General features: G+C 37.3%; 21 protein-coding genes. 2 read left to right on the forward strand and 19 right to left on the reverse strand.

All coding sequences use genetic code 11. The annotated features are described in order from the left end of the window. Positions 1-3 precede the first annotated feature (3 nt). Positions 4-1695 (forward strand): ribonuclease J1, encoded by a 1692-nt coding sequence (gene rnjA, locus EKM69_RS02765; RefSeq protein WP_125707897.1) that lies wholly within the window; start codon positions 4-6, stop codon positions 1693-1695. A 41-nt stretch (positions 1696-1736) separates the two neighbouring features. Further along, positions 1737-2696 carry a diacylglycerol/lipid kinase family protein gene (locus EKM69_RS02770; RefSeq protein WP_125707899.1) on the forward strand — a complete coding sequence of 320 codons (960 nt, stop codon included), beginning with the start codon at positions 1737-1739 and terminating at the stop codon, positions 2694-2696. A gap of 68 nt (positions 2697-2764) precedes the next feature. On the opposite strand, the gene EKM69_RS02775 is transcribed toward EKM69_RS02770, so the two are convergent. The 19 genes from EKM69_RS02775 to EKM69_RS02865 form a co-directional block, all read right to left on the reverse strand. Further along, positions 2765-3079 (reverse strand): rhodanese-like domain-containing protein, encoded by a 315-nt coding sequence (locus tag EKM69_RS02775; RefSeq protein WP_125707901.1) that lies wholly within the window; start codon positions 3077-3079, stop codon positions 2765-2767. A gap of 1 nt (position 3080) precedes the next feature. Continuing rightward, entirely contained in the window at positions 3081-3497 is a 417-nt protein-coding gene (locus EKM69_RS02780; RefSeq protein WP_125707903.1) for a hypothetical protein, read from the reverse strand. A 21-nt stretch (positions 3498-3518) separates the two neighbouring features. After that, on the reverse strand, positions 3519-4409 hold the full coding sequence (locus EKM69_RS02785) for a nucleoside hydrolase (RefSeq protein WP_125707905.1): 891 nt from the start codon (positions 4407-4409) through the stop codon (positions 3519-3521). Continuing rightward, a complete protein-coding gene (locus EKM69_RS02790) occupies positions 4399-5019 on the reverse strand; it encodes a TIGR04282 family arsenosugar biosynthesis glycosyltransferase (RefSeq protein ID WP_125707907.1) in 621 nt (206 codons plus the stop codon). The genes EKM69_RS02785 and EKM69_RS02790 overlap by 11 nt, the downstream gene beginning before the upstream one ends. Beyond that, the gene (locus EKM69_RS02795) at positions 5012-6019 is read right to left on the reverse strand and encodes an aminoglycoside phosphotransferase family protein (protein ID WP_125707909.1); all 1008 of its coding nucleotides are present in this window, start codon (positions 6017-6019) and stop codon (positions 5012-5014) included. Before EKM69_RS02795 ends, EKM69_RS02790 begins: the two co-directional genes overlap by 8 nt. Then, on the reverse strand, positions 6019-6693 hold the full coding sequence (locus EKM69_RS02800; RefSeq protein WP_125707911.1) for a TIGR04283 family arsenosugar biosynthesis glycosyltransferase: 675 nt from the start codon (positions 6691-6693) through the stop codon (positions 6019-6021). The genes EKM69_RS02795 and EKM69_RS02800 overlap by 1 nt, the downstream gene beginning before the upstream one ends. After that, on the reverse strand, positions 6694-7683 hold the full coding sequence (locus EKM69_RS02805; protein ID WP_125707913.1) for an ABC transporter ATP-binding protein: 990 nt from the start codon (positions 7681-7683) through the stop codon (positions 6694-6696). A 1-nt stretch (position 7684) separates the two neighbouring features. Further along, positions 7685-8470, reverse strand: a complete 786-nt coding sequence (locus EKM69_RS02810) for an ABC transporter permease (RefSeq protein ID WP_125707915.1) — start codon at positions 8468-8470, stop codon at positions 7685-7687. Further along, a complete protein-coding gene (locus EKM69_RS02815) occupies positions 8467-9219 on the reverse strand; it encodes an ABC transporter permease (RefSeq protein WP_225423817.1) in 753 nt (250 codons plus the stop codon). Before EKM69_RS02815 ends, EKM69_RS02810 begins: the two co-directional genes overlap by 4 nt. A 112-nt stretch (positions 9220-9331) precedes the next feature. After that, positions 9332-10567 (reverse strand): ABC transporter substrate-binding protein, encoded by a 1236-nt coding sequence (locus tag EKM69_RS02820; protein ID WP_125707919.1) that lies wholly within the window; start codon positions 10565-10567, stop codon positions 9332-9334. A gap of 12 nt (positions 10568-10579) precedes the next feature. Continuing rightward, positions 10580-11233 carry a TVP38/TMEM64 family protein gene (locus tag EKM69_RS02825; RefSeq protein ID WP_125707921.1) on the reverse strand — a complete coding sequence of 218 codons (654 nt, stop codon included), beginning with the start codon at positions 11231-11233 and terminating at the stop codon, positions 10580-10582. Between the two features lie 4 nt (positions 11234-11237). Then, entirely contained in the window at positions 11238-12221 is a 984-nt protein-coding gene (locus EKM69_RS02830; RefSeq protein WP_225423818.1) for a TVP38/TMEM64 family protein, read from the reverse strand. Positions 12222-12379: 158 nt separating this feature from the next. Next, complete coding sequence (locus tag EKM69_RS02835) at positions 12380-13417, reverse strand: sulfurtransferase (RefSeq protein WP_125707923.1); 1038 nt, start codon at positions 13415-13417, stop codon at positions 12380-12382. Positions 13418-13762: 345 nt separating this feature from the next. Beyond that, a complete protein-coding gene (gene recD2, locus EKM69_RS02840; RefSeq protein WP_125707925.1) occupies positions 13763-16198 on the reverse strand; it encodes an SF1B family DNA helicase RecD2 in 2436 nt (811 codons plus the stop codon). Further along, positions 16191-16835, reverse strand: a complete 645-nt coding sequence (locus tag EKM69_RS02845) for a tetratricopeptide repeat protein (protein ID WP_125707927.1) — start codon at positions 16833-16835, stop codon at positions 16191-16193. The genes recD2 and EKM69_RS02845 overlap by 8 nt, the downstream gene beginning before the upstream one ends. A gap of 8 nt (positions 16836-16843) precedes the next feature. Then, positions 16844-17494: a histidine phosphatase family protein gene (locus EKM69_RS02850; protein ID WP_125707929.1), complete on the reverse strand. Its 651-nt coding sequence runs from the start codon at positions 17492-17494 to the stop codon at positions 16844-16846. Between the two features lie 671 nt (positions 17495-18165). After that, the gene (mnmA, locus tag EKM69_RS02855) at positions 18166-19284 is read right to left on the reverse strand and encodes a tRNA 2-thiouridine(34) synthase MnmA (RefSeq protein ID WP_125707931.1); all 1119 of its coding nucleotides are present in this window, start codon (positions 19282-19284) and stop codon (positions 18166-18168) included. 13 nt (positions 19285-19297) lie between these two features. Next, positions 19298-19636: a hypothetical protein gene (locus EKM69_RS02860; RefSeq protein WP_125707933.1), complete on the reverse strand. Its 339-nt coding sequence runs from the start codon at positions 19634-19636 to the stop codon at positions 19298-19300. 53 nt (positions 19637-19689) lie between these two features. After that, positions 19690-20838: a cysteine desulfurase family protein gene (locus EKM69_RS02865; protein ID WP_125707935.1), complete on the reverse strand. Its 1149-nt coding sequence runs from the start codon at positions 20836-20838 to the stop codon at positions 19690-19692. Positions 20839-20846: the final 8 nt, after the last annotated feature.

Below are 20846 nucleotides of genomic sequence, written 5' to 3' on the forward strand. Positions count from 1 at the left end.
TTAATGACTCTAAATGTAAAGAATAATGAAGTTTCTGTTTTTGCCATTGGGGGCCTTGGCGAAATCGGAAAAAACATGTACGGAGTTGAATACCAAGACGAGTTGATCGTCATTGATGCTGGTATTAAATTCCCTGAAGATGAACTACTAGGAATTGATTACGTCATTTCCGACTACAGTTACTTAGTAGAACATCAAGATAAAATCAAAGGTCTATTTATTACCCACGGCCACGAAGACCACATCGGTGGAATTCCTTATTTATTGAAGCAATTACCAAATATTCCAGTTTATGCTGGTCCTCTAGCCTGTGCGTTGATCAAAGGTAAGCTTGAAGAACACGGCTTATTACAATCAACCAAATTAAATGTATTAAGTGAAGATTCAGTAATCAAATTTCCCAAAACAAGCGTAACATTCTTCAGAACTACTCACTCTATCCCTGATACGTTAGGCGTTGCAGTCCATACGCCTGAAGGTGTCATCGTTGAGACTGGAGATTTCAAGTTTGACCTTACTCCTGTTGCCGGTCTACCATCACCTAATTTACAAAAGATGGCTGCACTTGGTTCAGAGGGTGTCTTACTTTTAATGTCAGATAGTACGAACGCTGAAATTCCAACTTTTTCAAAGTCTGAAAGATCAGTTGGTCTAACGATCCACCAAATCTTTGAAACAATCAAGGGTCGGATCATCTTCGCAACTTTCGCATCGAATATTTACCGTGTATCGCAAGCTGTTGACGCTGCGATGAAAGAAAATCGTAAGATTGCCGTCTTCGGACGAAGTATGGAACAAGCAATCGAAAATGGTCGTGAACTCGGCTACTTGAACATCCCTGATGATATGATCATGGACGTCCATGAACTTAACCATACTCCTGCTAACGAAACCTTGATCTTATGCACCGGTTCTCAAGGTGAACCATTAGCTGCTTTAAGTAGAATTGCTAACGGTACTCACCGTCAGATCAGTATCCAACCTGGTGATACAGTTATTTTCTCAAGTAACCCTATCCCTGGTAATACTATCAGTGTCAACCATTTGATCAACCAACTCTCCGAAGCTGGAGCCGAGGTCATCCATGGTAAAGTTAACAACATTCACGCATCTGGTCACGGTGGCCAAACTGAACAAGAATTAATGCTTCGTTTAATGAAGCCTAAGTTTTTCATGCCGATCCACGGTGAATACCGGATGCTCAAGATCCACACTGAGCTTGCTCAACTTTGTGGCGTTCCTGAAGAAAATACCTTCATCCTCGAAAACGGTGATGTCTTAGCTTTAACTAAAGACTCATGTCATCGTGCGGGACACTTCCCTGCTGGCGATGTTTATGTTGATGGTAAAGGTGTTGGTGATATTGGAAACGTCGTTATCCATGATCGTCAACTTCTTTCCGAAGAAGGAATGGTCGTAGTTGTAGCAACTATCGATTATAAGAAACACATCGTCTTAGCTGGTCCAGATATCTTATCTCGTGGATTTGTCTACATGCGTGAATCAGGTGAATTGATCAATCAAGCACAAAAACGTGTCTTCCACTTGATCAAAAACGCATTTGATGATGAAGAAGTCAAAGTATCTGAAGCACATCTGAAACGAATTATTATTGATGGACTTCAAGATTTCCTATACAAACGTACAGCCAGAAATCCTGTAATCCTTCCAATGTTAATTTCTACTTCAATCTAGCAGATCATTTGATCTGCTTTTTTATTTTTAAGGGGAAACTAATGGCTAAAATCAAAAAATTAGAAATTTTATTCAACCAAAGAGCGGGGAACGGTCAATCTAATCACACTTGTCAGAAGATTCAAAAGTTTTTAGATGAGAACCAGATCAGCTATCAAATCCACAAGACACAGACCGATGGCGATGGCGTCAGAATTGCTCGTGAGCTTGCTGACCAATTGTCAAACGACCAAATGATTTTAGTCATTGGTGGTGATGGTACACTTAATCAAGCTTTAAATGGTGTAAAAATCTCTCAGTATCCACAAACCCCACTAGCATATATCCCGAGTGGCTCGGGTAACGACTTCAGTCGTGGGGTCAAGATCAAGCACCAAGATCCAGTAATCTTGTTACAAAAGATCTTAGCCATGTCTGCTCCAGTCGAAATTGACGTCGCTAAGGCAACTGATTTAAAAAAGAATCAAATAAAATACTTTGTCAACAACATTGGCATGGGCTTTGACGCTAGTGCAGTGTACTACACGAATCACTCCAAGCGAAAAAACATCCTAAATTCCTTGAAATTAGGCACCCTGGCCTACGTTTCCAGCCTAGTCAAGGTAATTCGCTTGCAAAAAGGGTTTCCTATTGACGTTCTAGTTAATGGCGAAACAAAGCATTTTGACAATGCCTATATTGTTACAGCAACCAATCACCCGTATTTCGGTGGAGGTGTAGCAATCGATCCAAAGGCTGATCCCTTTGATCACAAGCTTGACTTAGTAGTCGTCAATAAGATCACCGGATCTACCTTCGTCAAACTATTCATGAAACTACTGACAAATGGATCACACTTGGACGATCCTAACGTCTGGCATACACAACAAACACAGTTCACTATTTACGATCACCATCCAGAACAAGGACAGATGGACGGTGAAGAATTAGGTGAACATGCCTTCGAGATCCAATTTGAATCGAAGACACATGCATTTTGGTTGCCGGTTACTCGAAAATAGTCAAAAAGGCGATAGCAATCTAGTTCATCAACTAGATTTGCTATCGCCTTTTTCGTTTCATAGATTCATTAATATTTAGTAATTGGACCATCCCATGATACCATACCGCCAGAAACATTAACCACATCATATCCCATGGCAGTCAGCTTCTTAGCAGATTTACGACTATCAACACCTGAGTGGCAAATGATATATACTTTGCCATCTGGGTGGTAGTTTCCCGCTTTGATCTGTTTCCAGGGAACATTAGGAGCTCCCGGAATATGCCCCTTTTCATATCTTTCTTTTACTCTAACATCAATAATTTGAATGCCTTTATCCCCACGCATTTTTTCAATTAGTTGGTCATTAGTAATACTGGTGATTTTGGTAAATATTGACATGTTATTTTCTCCTCAACTTTTCACGTATTATTGTGACTACCACTAACTGTAATAATAATGCTACGCCCAAGCTTGCCAAATTGTAATAGTACAATGGATCAGCAATATTTTTGGGAATTAACATATAAATGAAGACAAATACACTTAGGAAAAACAACCACAAGTAACGCAACATCTTCTTACTCTTGGATTTTCCTAATCTAAGTCCCCAGAAAATAATTAGTAAAACTGAAATGACAAGCAAAATTATTACAAAATACAACGCCAATTTTACTGGATAGTTTTCATTCATGAACAAAATTTGACGCATAAACCCCAGGCGCGTGTTATATAAATTATCTAATTCTTGAGGTAGCCATAAAAAGACTGCTTCAAAAATAGCGATTATTACTACACCGACTCTTTTACCGATACTCATTAGCTATACTCCCCCTAATATTTAACGATATAAATTTAATTTTGATATTAGTTTATCATTCAATTGATCCATATTTTTAATTTGGTAAACAATTGTTATTTTATGACCATTGGGAACGGTCACCCGATCTATCAAACCGCTTTTCAAATTGTCTTGGTTTGCATGTATAAAAATATCCTTAACGATGAATTGATTCAAATCAAGCATAGCTTCTGCGGTAATACCGTCCCAATTGATGGTTCCATCTAAATCCCACCACTCAACATTTTTCTTGAACCAATTATTCAGTGAATTATCTAACCAGCTTGCAGATTTTTTGTTTGATTTAGCCATTTTTTTAGCAACTACATCTCCCGACAAAATTCCATCCAAAATGAATTGGCCACTCACTAGTATCAATTTACATCCACTATTTAAAACTGCTTCGGAAGCAATATTAGAAACTGATAAATTTAATTCATCTACCGGAACACCATTGATAAACAAAGGTTCGAAAATTCCACCCATAATCACGATTTGCTTAACTTTTTTAAAAAATCTTTCATCGATTAAACTAGCTTCATACAAATTATTCATACTACCAGTTGCCAAAATAGTAACCTGTCGTGGGTATTGGTTGACCTGATTGACCAAAAACTTTGCTGCTGGTGACGGCTGAGAGATATCGATCGACTGTTCTTTTTCTAATCCAGGATATTGTTCTATTTTTAAATCAAACAATTCCTTCATTAAATGTGATTGGTTTGCCACCTCTGCTACAGTACCATTACCAAATGTTAAGGTATTACCAAGCAAGTCGATCTCTGGACACTTATTTAAATAAAGTAAAGTTAATCCATCATCGACATCCCTACCATCAATGCCAGTTGTATTATCACAATCATAAATTACCTTTAAGTGTTCATTCGACATATTTTGACTCCCTCTGCCAATCGGCTGAAAAATCTACATCAGATAACGATTCAATTGCTACTGCTGACACCTGATTTCTTTTAGCCAAATTTAGTGTTGCCGCAAAAACAGTATCAGTGCTCCATCTGATTGGTACCGATAAAAATTGGGTTTGATCGATCCTATTCTTCATTCCGAACAAATAATATCCCCCATCCCAAGTTGGTCCCAATACAATATCTGACTTATCTAATTGTGAAAAGGCATTTTGTAAGGTTTCGACATTTAACCTGGGTATATCACTACCAGTCAAAACGATTTTTTTAAATCCTAATGTTTTGACGTGGTCAATTGCATTCGACATTTTATTACCGATTGAGCCATTTGATTGTTGGAAAACATTAATTTTAGATGGCAACTTTAATAAAAATTTTTCAGATTGAGCCTGATCTTCAGAATAATAGGCCAAAAATATTGTGACGTCTTCTAATCCATGCGTTATCTTTAATAAATGATTCAACATTTTACTTTGAATATCAGCAGCTTGTTGTTTGGAATAATCCGGCGTTAAACGTGTTTTGACAAATCCAGGATTCGGTATTTTTGTAAAAATTATGTACGCTTTATCCATCGATATTCACCCCATATTCTTTCAACAATGGTTTAGCAAAATCTATGGTCAAGTACATTTTACTTCGAAGATAAATCTCTTCATTTTGAATCGGCTTTTCATCATAAGTAGTTATTAGCATGGCACACCACGACAAAGCTCGTAGCAACAAAAACGGCATGTAAGAAATTACTGATTCTTTCACCTCTTCATAACTTCTTTCGACTAGCCGACTATAATATAGTAAGAATTGATCAACCTGTTTCTGACTTAAGATGGTATCAGTCCTCCACAATGTTGTCGTTTTCGCCAAGAATTGCGTTAAATCTTGAACACTATTGCTATATACTGGTTTTTCCCAATCAATCAAATATCCATAATCATCGGTAATCAAGAAGTTATTGGAATTGACCTCAGTATTGACAATATTTTGAGGTTGCTGCGAAAAATATTGATCATCCACATGATTATTGCACCAATTAAAAAGTGTCGTTAAGATCTTTTTCCCATCTTTATCGACTTTATTAGACTGAAAAACGGTTTCTAATAAAGACTTGGCTTCATTGATACGATCACTACAAATATTTGTCTCGGTTATTAATTGAGATATTTGATGATCATCCAAAGTTAAACGATGCACGTCGCCAAATATTTCAGCAGCTTGTGACAGATCCCTCTCATAAATTAACGGTCTCCCAGGAAGAAATTGCTCAATCAAAATGTCATGATCAAAATACTGTTTCGAATCATCTAACAACAGTGGTTTCGGTGTCCGACCACTGGGAAAAAGCATGTTCAATGCTTGAAATTCATACCTTGCTTGTTTTGCTTGGTTAATTTGTGAACCATAATTGATTCTAAAAACAAAGTTTTGCCCTAAATTGTCACTGATGAAAAAATTACGGTTGTATTCTCCCTGCGCTAAAAAATCAACTTTTTGAACCTCACCCATGTTACATTCGGTATTGATCGTTGCATTTTTCAGATACTCTTTGATCTTCGATAATATTTGTTGTTCCATCATTTTTCTCCGCGATAATATTCTTTTTGTAATTTAGCAACGCTTGTTCCCATTTGATAACGGATTTGGTAAAGTTGCATTTTCAAAAAAGTTGCCCAATGACCTTGTTGTTGATACTTTCGAGCACTAGTTAAGATAGGTATATTTAATTGTTGAACATTTATATGCTTCCGACGCAAAATTTTACTCAGTTCATAATCTTCCATTATTGCTATTTGCGGATATCCACCTAAAAATTCATACAATCGACGGTCGATAAATAAACCTTGATCACCAAATATCAATTTTCGATATTTTGAGCGCAGATTGGTCCCAAATTCCATCATCCGAAAAAACTTTTCTGGTGCATCAAAATGAAGGTCAAAGTACCCCACATTAATGTTCGTTTTACTTAATAACGGCAGCGGTGATCCTGAAGGGAACTTCGAATCCGCATGCAGAAATAGAAGTTTTCTACCTAAAGCTTTTTGACTTCCACTTTGTAACTGCATGCCTCGATTAGCCCTAGTGTGTTGGTATTTGAAATCAGAAACCAAATAATCTGGTCTTCGTCTCTCTTGCCCATCCACAACGATAACTTCGACATCATCTAAATTCCAAGCTAATAATTGTTTTTGCATAATTTTCATTGCAACATCATCATGATAAATTGGAATGATTATTGATAACCACATTTAGTACACCACCGGTTTTTTATCAAAATAAAAGCTGTATTGGTCACCTATTTTCACCAGATTAGGCCGACAATCAAAACTAACAGTTACAGAATCCATCCTGACTGTCACCCTTTCAACACTCCCCAACCAAACCTTATTTACTACTTCAGCGAAAAACGCTGGATATTCTGTTTTTTCCAAAGTTACTTGATTGGCATACGGGATATATAAGTATCCTTGCGGATTATTTTTTAATTCGACTTCCCCTCGATAAATAAGCGAATCAAAGGTATTTCCCGTTACTTTTCCCGAAATAAAATTGGCCTGACCGAGAAATTTGGCAACTTCAATATCAATCGGATCTGATTCCAATTGTTCTGGTTCAGAAATTTGTTTGATGGATCCATCGATCAAAATAGCAATTCGTTTTGACAATAAATATGCTTCATTTTTGTAATGTGTAACAAAGACAATGGTTACGTCAAATTGACTCTGAATTTGTTGAACAAAATTCAACATTTCAATTCGTAAATTCTCATCCAGACTGGAAAATGGCTCGTCCATCAGTAATAACTTTGGTCGTAAAATCATAGCACGAGCCAATGCAACTCTTTGACGTTGACCGCCCGATAGTTCGTCAGGGTAACGATCAACTAAATCCGATATGCCCATTACTTCGGTAATTTTTGCCAAACGTTCTTTGATATCATCCCTTTTTACCTTACTCATCCGCAGACCAAAAGTAATATTCTTAGCCACAGTCATATGGGGGAACAATAAATACTCTTGAAAAACCATTATTCCCTTTGGATTTTGATCACTTTCACTCGTAAACTCACCAGATGAAGGCTGATCAATTTTAGCTAGAATGTTCAACAAGGTGGTTTTTCCGCTTCCTGAAGGACCCAAAATTGCCACAATAGAATTACTTTCTATCGCTAGATCAATATTTTTTAAAATGTGTTTGTCTTTTTTTACTTGATTAATTTTCTTCAAAAAGTACGTCAAATTAACCCCTCCGACGATTACGAATAATATATTTATCAATTAAAAACAGTGGTATTAACGTGACAATTAAGAAAGTAAATGCATAAATTGCTGCAATTTTATATTTTCCGGCCGTTGTGAAAGGAAACATTCGCACTGATAAGGTTAAAAATTTTCCGTCACCTACTAACAACGTGGCCAAATATTGTGTCATTGATACGACATAAGTCATCAAAATTGCTCCTTGCAGTCCTGATTTACTCATTGGGAAAGTTACATTCCAAAATGTTTGCCAATTATTTGCTCCTAGGTTCTTACTTACACTTTCAAAAGCATTTCCATTTTGTTCAAAATTATCCATTAAAAGCTTGATGGCATACGGTAAATAAAACAATGTGTGTGCAATAACAACACCTACGAAACTGCCGTTGAGACTAAATTTGATCATAACAAAATCCAAATTAGTCAATAATGCAATACTTGGAATTATCAACGGTAAGTATACTAATAGGTTGATAACTTTTTTTCCAAAAAAATCATAATGTGCTAGTAATATCGCCGTTGGATAAGCAATCGCTAAAGTCAAAATAATCGTACCCAAGGATAGTAAAATACTCTGAGTCAATGAATGGATCAGCTCAGAATTAGTAAAAAGCATTTTTATTAAATTTTGGAATTCGAGCTGCTGAGGTAATATATCCGGATAATTCCAACTGCTACCGATTGCTAATAAGAAAATCACGATCAGCGGAATAACGATCAGCGCACAAAAAATGAACGTCCAGATATTATTTAATAGGTTTTTCATCTGTTTCCTCCAATCCGACCACCAGGAATCTTCTTGGAGATTACTAGTAATACTGCTGCAAAAACAATCGAGAAAACTGACAAAATCATGTTTAGGCTCATTACCAATGGAATTTGTGTGATATCGCCTTGAACATAATAGTTGTAAATATAAACCGGTAATAATTCTTTCTGCTGATTTCCTAAAAGAAACGGCACTTCATAAGATCCAAAGTTGAACGAAAAATTAATTATAAACGCATTTACCAATGCCGTTTGGATCATCGGTAGTGTAACATTCCAAAAGGTTTGAAACTTGTTGGCACCTAAATTTAAGGCTACTACTTCATACTTATCATTCATCTGTCGTAATACCAGCATCAGTGAAACAATGACGAATGGAATTTCCTTATACAAATAAGTAATTATGACACCGATCTGGTAGTTATCATTTAACAACAAGGGAAATTGTTCCGTTGATTGTAGCAATCCTAAGTGAATCAAAATATTGGGAACGACGCCGGTTTGACTTAGTAACTGAAATAATGCAATGACTACAAAAATATGCGGTAGCATTACGGGTAATTCCGTAATTCGAAAGACTATTCCACGATCTTTTTTATGACGATATAAGGTAATTGCAATCATCATACCAATTATGCAAGCTAAGAAAGCACTGACAACGGAAAATAAAAAAGTGCGCCAGCTAATACTCAAAAAGCTAGCATCGCTCAACGCACTAATATAGTATTCCCAAGTAAATTTTTTCATATTTAACACGGGATAATAACCAAAACTAGTTATTAATGATTTGAAAAGTGCACTCAAGAAAAACAATAGAAAAAATAAGCAAAATGGTAATGATAACAAAATGATATTTTTTCTATTTGTCATTCAATACATGCTCCTTCCATAATTGTTCAATAATGGGGATCTTCTTACCTGAAACCTCTGGCAAGCGTTTTTTCGCTAACTCATTAGCTGGAACGGTATTATTAGTTTCGACTGAATCATCTAATTTTTGTTTCATGTTTTGGGGCATTTTTGCTGAAGAATAAGGTGAAACTGTAGCTCCATATTTAGCATCTAACCGTTTAGTTTGTGCTTCCGGACTCAACATTGTATTAATCAAAACCACGGCAGCCGATTTATTTGGAGCAGTTTTAGGAATAGCTAAGTAACTATAATTACCGATCATTCCGTTATCAAATAAGAACGTCTCAGCTTTATCATCAAAAAGCCCAGCTTGCTTTTGCGTGGCAACATACATTTGATTGTACGAGAAATCCATTGCAATCTGACCATCAGCAAACATTTTATCCATTTGTGCAGTTGTCTTTGGATAATTTTGACCTTTTTGCCATAAATATGGTTTCAATTCATTCAAATAATCTAAGGCTGGTTTTATTACTTTGTAAATGCCTTCTTTAGTTGCGGGGGCTTTGTCGAGTTTGTCAAAACCAACAGTTTCATAAATTATATTTCTGACAAAAGCACTACCAGTAAAATCAGGTGGAGCCACATACGTCAGCTTTCCAGGATTTTCTTTAGCCCAAGCTAGCAACTTCTTGGCACTAGTTGGGTAATCTCCGTTAAACATCTCTTTGTTTCCAATTAAAACAAATTGAGCATTTCCATATGGAATTTCTTGATTCTCGATCTTAGTTCCCATATCTGTTTTAGTGTCTTGATCATTTTTTGACATGTATTTCATGTTCGGTATCAATGATGGCTTGATCGTATCCAGTAATGATAACTTTTTAGCATTGTAAAAGTTTTCGCCATTGATCCACAGCACATCCATATTGCCAGTTTGCTTGTTGGCTTCTTTTTCAGTTGTTAATTTATTAATAATGGTATCAATGTCCATAGGTACACGTTTAACGGTAATACCTTTTTTCTTCATCATCGGTGTAACCACTTCATCGACCCAACGATTTTGTGCATCATTTCCACCAAAACCATAGTAAGTTACAGTTTTACCCTTTGCATTTTGTAAGGCTTCTCGATAACTGGCAGGCATAGTTGAACTGTTATCTTTTTGACCACTGGAACATCCCCAAAGCAACAGTAATGGCAGCAACAATACTAAAAATTTGAAATATACTTTTTTATTCAATATATTCTCCCCCTAAATCATTTTCTTGTGTTGTCCAATTTTTTTCGGAATATATGTTAGTAAAAATAAAACAATACCGAAAATAGTAAACTTCAAGGTGAGTGACCAAGATACACCTTCCGTCAATATATCGGATGCCATGTACGCATAAATAAAGCATGCCGGTAACATGGTAATTCCTGAGATAATGCTAAAACGCCAAAATTTCATTGGTGTCAAAGCATAAGCATAGCTTTGAATCGCATATGGAAAAATTGGCACTAGTCTAGTTAGGATTAAAAATGAGACCCCATTTTCATCAACACCATGCATGATTTTCTTAAAGGTCGTTTTATCTCCATATTTTCGATACACCTCGTCACGCAAAAGTGTCCGTCCTAAAATAAATGAAATACTAGCCCCAACAGTACTTCCAATAACTGTCAATAAACCTCCAATGAAACCTCCATAGGCAATCCCAGCAACGATTGCCAACAATCCACCTGGGAGCATAAAAACTGCCGTGATGATACATAGCAAAATAAATGCTAGGTATCCGATCATCCCTTGGTCTTTAAACCAAGCTTGCATTTCTGGAACGTTTTGAAGTTCAGAAATCAAACCGGTTTTATAGAAAATAAACACACCTACTGCTATCAAAACGATAAAAGCTATTACTTTTTTCATCCACTCACCTCTTCACTTGCCTATTCTTCACGATTCTTTTAGCTAAAAGTGATAGCACGATCAAAAGAACAAAGGCAATAATCCCTATAAATAATAAATTTTTATTTCCATCCAAACTACCGCCGACTATTGAATAAACGATAGTTGCTGGCAGTTGGCCTATCCCTGTAGCAATCAAAAACTTGCCAGTTTTCATATCAGTGAATCCCGCTCCATAGCTGACTTCATCAAATGAGACAAAAGGCAATAGTCTCAAAATAATGATCGTGAAATCACCATATTCATCAAAAAAACGGTCCATTTTCGAAAGAGCATTTTCCGTTATCAATTTTTCCGCAAAAGGACGGCCCAGACCGCGTGCAATATAAAAACACAATAATGCTCCTATCATAGAACTAGTCCATGATAAAGTTGCTCCCCAATACCAGCCATATAAATAGGCATTTGCGAATGTTAAAACGAACGCAGGTAATGGTGCCAAAATAGATTGAAAAATCATCAACAAAGCTGATATCAGTGGTCCATAAGCACCAAATCCATTGATATAATCTCTCAGTGCTTTGATGTCCATTTTTACTAGCATCGCTGATATGTTATTAATAAAATCTCGATATGCCGGGATCACGTAATACAATCCAACTAGCATGATCAGCACCACAACAGTTAATACCATGCCTATTTTTGACTGAATGGTCATTTTCTTGAATTTGTGATTAGTTTTGATTTTTTCAACTGGATGATAATAATTGTCGATAATTAAGATAACCAAAGTAATAACAATTATCATCAATAACAGTATCGCAATAATGTTGCCTGATACGTTGGTGTGAAACATTTGATTAAAGATAGTCCCTAAAACAACAATTAGCGGTACCAAATGGTAAACCGCTAATAGTGTCATCAATATGATTATCGTTATCCAAAATGTTTGGCCCAGTCGAAAAATCGCCCAATTTTGTCGTAAATGTTTTCCGTAATATAAATACATTAAATAGACGATTATGCAAACAATTGGAATTATCCAACCGACCACAATATTCGAGCGTATCCAAGTGATTTTATAACATAACAACGATACAAATATGCCGATGATCAAAGAGTTGTAGATTATCCGCAATTGTGTCATTGTCATACCCCATTAATATTCTATTTGAGAATCTTTACGTTGTCAGAACGTGGATCTCCTACTTGTACTTGATACTTAGAAGGATTTTTCTTGTGGGCTTTGTCCCAAGCATACCAGCCACCATCAAATACATGGATGTTCTTCCAACCAGCTTGATAGGTAATCAAAAAGGCAGTAGCTGCTCTCCAACCAGTTCCACAATAAAAATCGATATTGCTGTCTGGAGTAATACCCCATTCTTTCCATGTTGGTGCGATTTCGTCAGCAGTTTTAACTGTTCCATCTTTGTGCAACAAGTATGCTGAATCTGCAGATGTCTTACTTGTTTTAGCATAAACAGCACCCTTTGGCTCACCCTTGGCCTTGATATATGAATAGCCACTAGTCTTACCAGTGAATTCTTTCCATGAACGAGTACTTGCTAAAATAACATTTGGATCGGCTTTTTGTTGCTTCTTGAAATCTGCTGGTGTCTTGATTAAATATGAAGCATTAGCTGGTGCTTTAACTCCAAATTTCTTAGCAGCCTTAACTGATTTTTGGCTTCCCTTTTGAATCTTATAATCAGCTTTCTTCCAAGCATCATATCCACCATCAACTACCTTGATATTATCAACTCCAGCCCATAATGCAGCAAATGCTACACGACTAGCAGCATTAACATCAGTCGAATAAACAATCAAAGTAGTTTTGCTAGTAACACCGTTTTTCAAAAGCAATTTTTTGATTTTCTTTGCTGAAAGAATATTCCATTGATTTTTCTCAGATTCAACTGAGTTAGTGTTAATGTGCAAAGCACCAGGAATGTGTCCCTTCTTAAAAGTTGAATCATTACCATATGATGCTTCAAAAACCTTATAATTTTTAATCTTGGTATTATTATTAATGACCTTATTGGTCCATTTTGGAGTTACGAAAACTTTTGGACCTGTTTGTGTCGTCTTTTGATCTGCATTATCATCCGCAGCTTTTACATTAGTAACTGAACTTAGTGCGACTGATGAAAGCGCTAACACAAAAATCAAAGCGACAAGAACGAATTTTTTAAAAAACTTCATGGCTCCCCCTCATAAATCTTAATTTAAACCCCGTAAAACGCTCAATTGTTACATTTTGAACATATCGACGTTCTAATTATAAACATGGAAATTGGGAAACACAAATATCATATTTGAATGCATCTATTAGTATTAATAGATAATATCTATTAATTGATATTATCAAATGCTGTATGTGTATTGGATTCAACGTTTCTAAAATCGATTCTTTGTGATTCTATAGTCATGGATATATAAAAAATTATATCGATATTTATTTACTATCTGTAAACTTGACTATTTTGATTATTTTGTCAAGTTTGTTGCTTTTTCACAAAAAAATAAACCTCAAAATTATGAGGTTTACTACTTTTCGACCGGCATGAAATCACTAGGTTTTACACCGTCCATCCCAATCATCGGATCAATCGAGTTGGCCATGATTTTATCTAAGGTCAATCGATTATCTTGAGTTTGGTCGACCTTTTCGGAAGTTTCATTAAAAACGTCCTGACTTGGTGACTCTTGAACAACATCTGCCTCTTTATGTGCAGACGTTTCAACAATCGGCTTTTTAAAGACGTTGCTTAATCTTTCTTTCAAAGTGGTATTGCGTTCGCTTGATTTATCGGTGATAGCTCTTGAAAAAGCCGAACGGTCACCTACCATGATCAATAGTTTCTTTGAACGTGTGATTGCTGTGTATAGCAAGTTTCGACGCAGCATTCGTGATTCTTCATTAACTAGTGGCAAGATCACCACTTCAAATTCCGAACCTTGAGCCTTATGGATCGACGTACAGTATGCCAATGCAATATTGGTCCAGTCTTTTCGATCCAAGACTACTTCGTTACCTTCAAAATCAATCACGATCTGATCGACTTTTTCTTTATTTTCCTTAGCCAAGATGATTCCAACAATCATCCCGATCTCACCGTTGAAGACATTATCTTCTGGTGAATTGACTAGATAGACTACCTTGTCATTGATACGGTAGTGTACATTTCCAATCGATACTTCTTTTCGTTTTTGTGTCATCGGATTGACAACATTTTGGATCGTCGCATTCAGATTATCGATCCCAGCCATTCCGCGGTACATTGGAGCTAAGATTTGAACATCAGCAATGTTGTAGCCATTTTCTGCTGATTTAGTAATGATCTGCGAGACGGCTTCAGGAATGTCTCGACTATTACGGCTAACAAAACTCCGGTCAGCTTTTTTAACGAAAAGATCATCATCAACGATACCTTGATTGATATCGTGAGCTAACTGAATGATGGACGAATCGTCATCCATCCGATGGATCTCGGTTAAGATCGTGCTGGCAAAAACATCACTAGCAATCATATCGGCAAAAATTTGACCTGGTCCAACTGATGGCAATTGGTCCCTATCACCTACCAAGATGACTTGAGTACCTGGTTGAACTGCATTGATCAAAGTCCGGAACAGGCGGGTATCGACCATCGACATCTCATCGATGATCAACAATTTACAGTCTAAGGTCGGCTCGGCGTACTCATCATCTTCCGTTCCAGTCAATCCTAACAAACGATGAATCGTCATCGCTGGTAAGCCGGTAGTTTCACCCATGTGTTTGGCTGCCCTTCCAGTGGGAGCGGCTAAAGCTATGGAATAGTTCTCTGACGAAGGATCCAGTGTCTCATCGTTTAAGCGCGCATACATGGCTACGATTCCGTTGATGATAGTCGTTTTACCAGTACCAGGACCACCTGTCAGGAGGAAAATCGAGTTGTTGAGTGCGGCCTGAATCGCTTTTTGTTGAGAAGTATCATAACTGACTTTGAACTGTTCTTGAACTTTCTTCAAATTCTTCTGGTAATCAGCATCGCTCCACTCACGTTCCTGGAAAGTATCACTGATCATCTTCAAAGACTGTGCAATAGACCACTCACTGTCAAAAATAGCCTTCTCATAGATTTTTTCATCATCGACGATCAATTGACCGTCTTTAACTAATTCCTTCAGACACGACTCAATTTTGTCCGGTAAGTCATCACCTGAATTGCGGTTCCGCAAAGTTCTCATGGCTTCTCGAAAAAGAACTTCATGAGTTACGTATGAATCTCCCGAAGCATTGACTATATTATCAACGACTTGGATCAAAGCACCCTTGATCCGGCGAGGATCATCTTCAGGAATACCCAGTTGACGAGCGAGTTCATCAGCTCGCTTAAAACCGATACCTTTGATCTCCAAAACTAATTTGTATGGGTCTTCGGTAATCTTGTCCAAAGTGTTGCCACCGTATTTTTGATAAATACGAGCCGACAAAACATTACCAAAGCCATAATTGCTCAATTGAAACAGCGTTTGTTCAGCTTGATTCGAATTAGAAATTTGTTCAACGACTTGGTCAGTCTTTTCCTTACCTAACTTCAAAAAATCCAAAGCGTGGGGATCTCGCATGATCTTATCGATGGCATCATTTCCTAGTTGATCAACGATTTTTTCAGCCGTCTTCTTCCCAACGCCAGGAAATTCGTCACCAGAGAAAAAGCTGATCAATTCCTTACGACCGCTAGGGCGACTATGGTGATAAGTCTCAGCTTGAAATTGCTTACCATACTTAGGATGATCGACTAAGTGACCTTCAAACTTATACTCTTCTTCCTCGGAGATTTCGCCAAAACTACCAGTAATGACAATATCCTTACCGTCCCAGTCGGTATTAGTTTTCTTGATCTTGATAGTAAAAATCTTGAATAAATTTTCCGGATTCTCAAAGAAAATGGCCTTCACAGTTCCAATAAAATATTGATTATTGTCTTCAGTCATTGCTACCTCCATTTTCCGTTAAAAATCTTTGCAGATCGGCTAATTTCTTCTCGTGTTCAACAAAGTACTTTTCATCCAATGACTTCGCTTTTTCTAAATAAGTTTGATAAGGACGTTCTAAGTTCATCAAACAAATAGCGATGTTAAAAAAGTATTTTGCTGTCGGCTTCAACTCGACTGCTTTCTGATAATAATCAATAGCTGACTCAAAGTTAGCATTCGTCATCAAAAGATCAGCTAATAATTCATTAGACAAAACATCATTCGGCGCTTTTTCCACGGCTGTCAAAGCAAAGGCAATCGCCATATTGGCCTTACCTTGCTCGTTAAGCGTCTTAGCTTTCATATAATAAGCTTGAAAACCGTAATCAGCAGCAATCAATCGATCAAATATTTCACTAGCACGATCAAATTTATCAGCTAAATAATAAACATTCCCCAAATTGTATAACAAGTCATTATTATTAGGAAACAACGTCAAAGAACGAGCCAGCAATTCTTCTGCCTGCTCGAGATCATTAACGTCCACCAAACTAGCTGAAAGTTCCAAAATAACGTCCAGCTGCTGATTATTTTTATTTAATTTTGCCACGAGTTTTTGAATGTGAGCTCGCTTAAGTTCTTCTTGACTACTCATGTACTACCTCAGATTGTATCAGTACTAGATAATTTCTTATTTAAAAATTTCGTCTCATTCCATTTGACCAATGAATAATGTCCATTCTCATACTTCAAATGAGTCAAACTAGAATTAGACAAGCCACCATTTTTACGGAGGTCAGCGATAGATGTGCCCAACAAAGCTTGGATCATCGCAACCAAAGCAGCACCATGACTAACTAATAAAATTGCCGCATCATCTTGATATTCAGAAACAATTTTATTAATAGCATCATTAGACCGCTTAATAACAGATTCAAACGATTCTCCATGAATCTTAGAAGCATCATATTTCTCCGGTTCCACACGAAAAGCATGAATAACATCAGGAATCTTCTTCTCCAGATCCACAAAACGCTTGCCTTCCATATCCCCCAGATCAAACTCCTTCAAACCATCAACCTCAGTCAAAGGAATCTTCTTACCAAGATCATCCAACAAAATTTCAGCAGTTCTCTTAGCACGCAAAATCGGACTAGTATAAGCATGTTGAAAAGGAACATCCTTCAACCGGTGAGCCAACAGCTTAATATCATTAATACTCTCAGGCAACAAAGGCGAATCCCCATGACTCCCCTGATACTTACCTTCCAAATTCCACTGCGTCTTACCATGTCGAACAAAATACAAATCCATCTTCATACCTCTTATAGTTGTAATACTACAATTATGGGGATTATCGGCACTTTTTTCAAGTATAAGAGGAAGTAATAATGGAAAGACTGTTCAAATAAAAAAACTTTCAACCCTCCTAAATCCAAGGCGAGAGTGCGCGAAGCAGCACGCGAGCATGAAAGATTAAATCCTTTGCTTGAGGGTTGAGGATGAAGGTTTTGATTTCGAGGTTTTGATTTCGAGGTTTTGATCTTACAAGTAAAGGTAGAAACTGAGATAGACCGCAAAACCTAGGACGCGCAAAAAGTGCCAACTTGATCAAAAAAACTCGGTCCCCATCAAACAAAGGGGGGATTGTTGCACTATCTAGACGGAGGGGGCCGGGGATACAGCCCTCAGTGGTGAAATTCCTCTTAGCGACGAAGGAGCTTAGAGGAAGGTGCAGTTTTGAAACAAGCGAGCGGTTTATGCTCGATTGGTTCAAAATGTGCCCACCACGTTCCAGCGGCTGTATCCCCGGGCCCCGGAGTCGGCAGTGAACCTCAGACCAAAATACCACCTCAAACCAAACCACCAAAAATCACAAACGTACAACCAAACAAAACGCTTCCAGTCCGCCAAAAACTCTCTCACCTCAAGACAAGAGCAAACAAAAAAACAGCTTCCATCAAGGAAACTGTTCCTAAAAAACATTATACATACTGCAGCTTCTTAGCATTCATATAAGCACAGTCAATAGTAGCGCCACCAAGACACTCCTCGCCATCATAAAAGACAACTTCCTGTCCAGGAGTAATAGCACGAACTGGATTATCAAAATCAACAGTAACCTTACCATCATCCTTAACATGCACAGTAACGCCAACATCTTGCTGACGATATCTAAACTTAGCAGTAGCATGGAAATCACTACCATAATCTAATCCAGTAATAAATGAAAGATCAGAAGCATCCAAATGATCAGCATAAAGAGCAGGATTCTCATATCCTTGATCAACGTAAAGAATATTCTTGCTCATATCCTTACCGACAACAAACCAAGGATCATTTGACTTAGCATTTCCGCCAAGACCTAATCCTGATCTTTGACCGATAGTGTAGTACATCAAGCCCATGTGTTGGCCCTTTACTTCACCATCAGGTGTCATCATAGTACCAGCTTGAGCAGGCAAGAACTCACCTAAGAACTTTCTGAAGTTTCTCTCACCGATGAAGCAAACACCAGTTGAATCCTTCTTCTTAGCTGTAGCCAAACCAGCCTCTTCAGCAATTCTTCTAACTTCTGACTTTTGCATTCCACCGATTGGGAATAAAGCCTTTTGAAGTTGATCTTGTTGAACAGTGCTCAAGAAATAAGTTTGATCCTTGTTAGCATCGCCACCGCGCAACAAATGAACTACACCGTTGTCATCGCGGATAGTTTGGGCATAGTGACCCATAGCAATATAGTCAGCATTAAGTTGGTTAGCATAGTCTAAGAATGCCTTGAACTTAACTTCCTTATTGCACATTACATCGGGGTTTGGAGTTCTACCCTTACGATATTCTGCCAAGAAGTATTGGAAAACACGGTCCCAATATTCCTTCTCGAAGTTAACGGAATAATATGGAATTCCGATTTTATTTGCTACCTTTGCTACGTCTTCGTAGTCTTCTGTGGCTGTACATACTCCTGAATCATCTGAGTCATCCCAGTTCTTCATGAAGACGCCAATTACCTCATAGCCTTGTTGTTTCAACAAAAGAGCACTTACTGAGGAATCAACTCCTCCACTCATTCCAACAACCACGCGCTTTTTTGTATTGTCCATTAAAATAACCCTCTTACTTCTTTATCAAGATGTTCTTTTCCTCTAAAAAGTTCATCATAAATTTATAATCGTCGATCTCCGACTTAGTATCTTTACCTTTGTAAATATTAATATTGTGTAAACCACTTTTATCTGTAATAGACATTCTCAAATGAGAAAACCCTTCTGAAACAGAAATTTTTAATAAAAATCTTGCATCATATGGAGAAGTTCCTGAAATTGGTCTTTGTAGTTTGAAGTGATCATTGCGTCCTTCAACAAATCCAGCATCCAATAGTGAATATTTCTTGATGTCTGGAGCAATTTCGTAAATATCTTTATCGCCTAATACTTGTGCTTGATTTTTTTGCATAATAGAGTCCCCTTAATTATTAAATTCTCAATAATTAGTTTGCTCATCTTTTATTAATTAGTCAAGTCCTTAACGATTTCAGCCATCTTATTAGTGAATTTTTCGACTTCTTCCATCGTATTATCTTTACCAAAACTGATCCGAATAGAATCGTTTAATCTAGGACTATTCTCGCCAAACATTGCCGTTAAGACGTGGGAAGGTTCAAGACTTCCGGCTGTACATGCAGAACCTCCGGAAATAGCGAATCCTTCCAAGTCCAAACGTGTTAACAAAACACTCTTTTCAATTCCTGGCAAGTACAAATTTAACACATGATTTAACCCATGTGCGTCTGTGGGACCATTTACTTCAAAATTGATGCCTTGTTCTGTCAAAATAGATTGAATTTTTTGTTTGAAAGAATAATAAGTTTCGCGACGACGTTTCTTTTCATCATCGTCAGCAATCTTGACCGCTTCAGCAAATCCAGCAATAGCAGGAATATTTTCCGTACCAGCCCGACGTTTAGTTTCTTGATCGCCACCCCTAATATATGAAGGAATGTGTTTATCAGCATTTTCATATAAAAAGCCGATAAATTTTGGACCATTCAGTTTATGTGCTGAAGTCGATAAAAAGTCGATATGTTCAGCTTTAACATCGATATCTTCCGTTCCGAATGCTTGGACAGCATCAGTGTGGAAATATGCTTGATGGTCTTGTAGTAATTCGCCGATCTCTTTGATCGGATTAACAGCACCGACCTCATTGTTACCATACATGATCGAGACTAAAATCGTATCGTCTCTTAAGGCTTCTTCAACTTGTTCGACTGAGATTACACCTTTTTCATTCGGTTTCAAATAAGTAACTTCAAAGCCTAATGTCTCCAAGTATTCCATTGGACGCAAAACAGCTTCGTGTTCCGTTTGATCGGTAATAATGTGTTTACCTAAATTTTGTCGTGACAATGCGGTCGACATGATCGCGGTGTTATCACTTTCTGTACCGCCACTAGTAAAGACGATCTCAGAATCCTTAGCATTAATGCTTTGAGCAATAATGTGTCTGCTGTCATCTAAAACTTGACGTGCCCTGCGACCGTAGTAATTAGTCGAAGATGCATTACCAAAATTATTGATCATTTGGTCATGCATGACGTCGATAACTGAATCGGCCATGGGCGTAGTGGCAGCATTATCTAAGTAGATGTATCCCACTTTAAAAA

The organism is Companilactobacillus zhongbaensis, assembly GCF_003946515.1.
Lineage (GTDB): Bacteria > Bacillota > Bacilli > Lactobacillales > Lactobacillaceae > Companilactobacillus > Companilactobacillus zhongbaensis.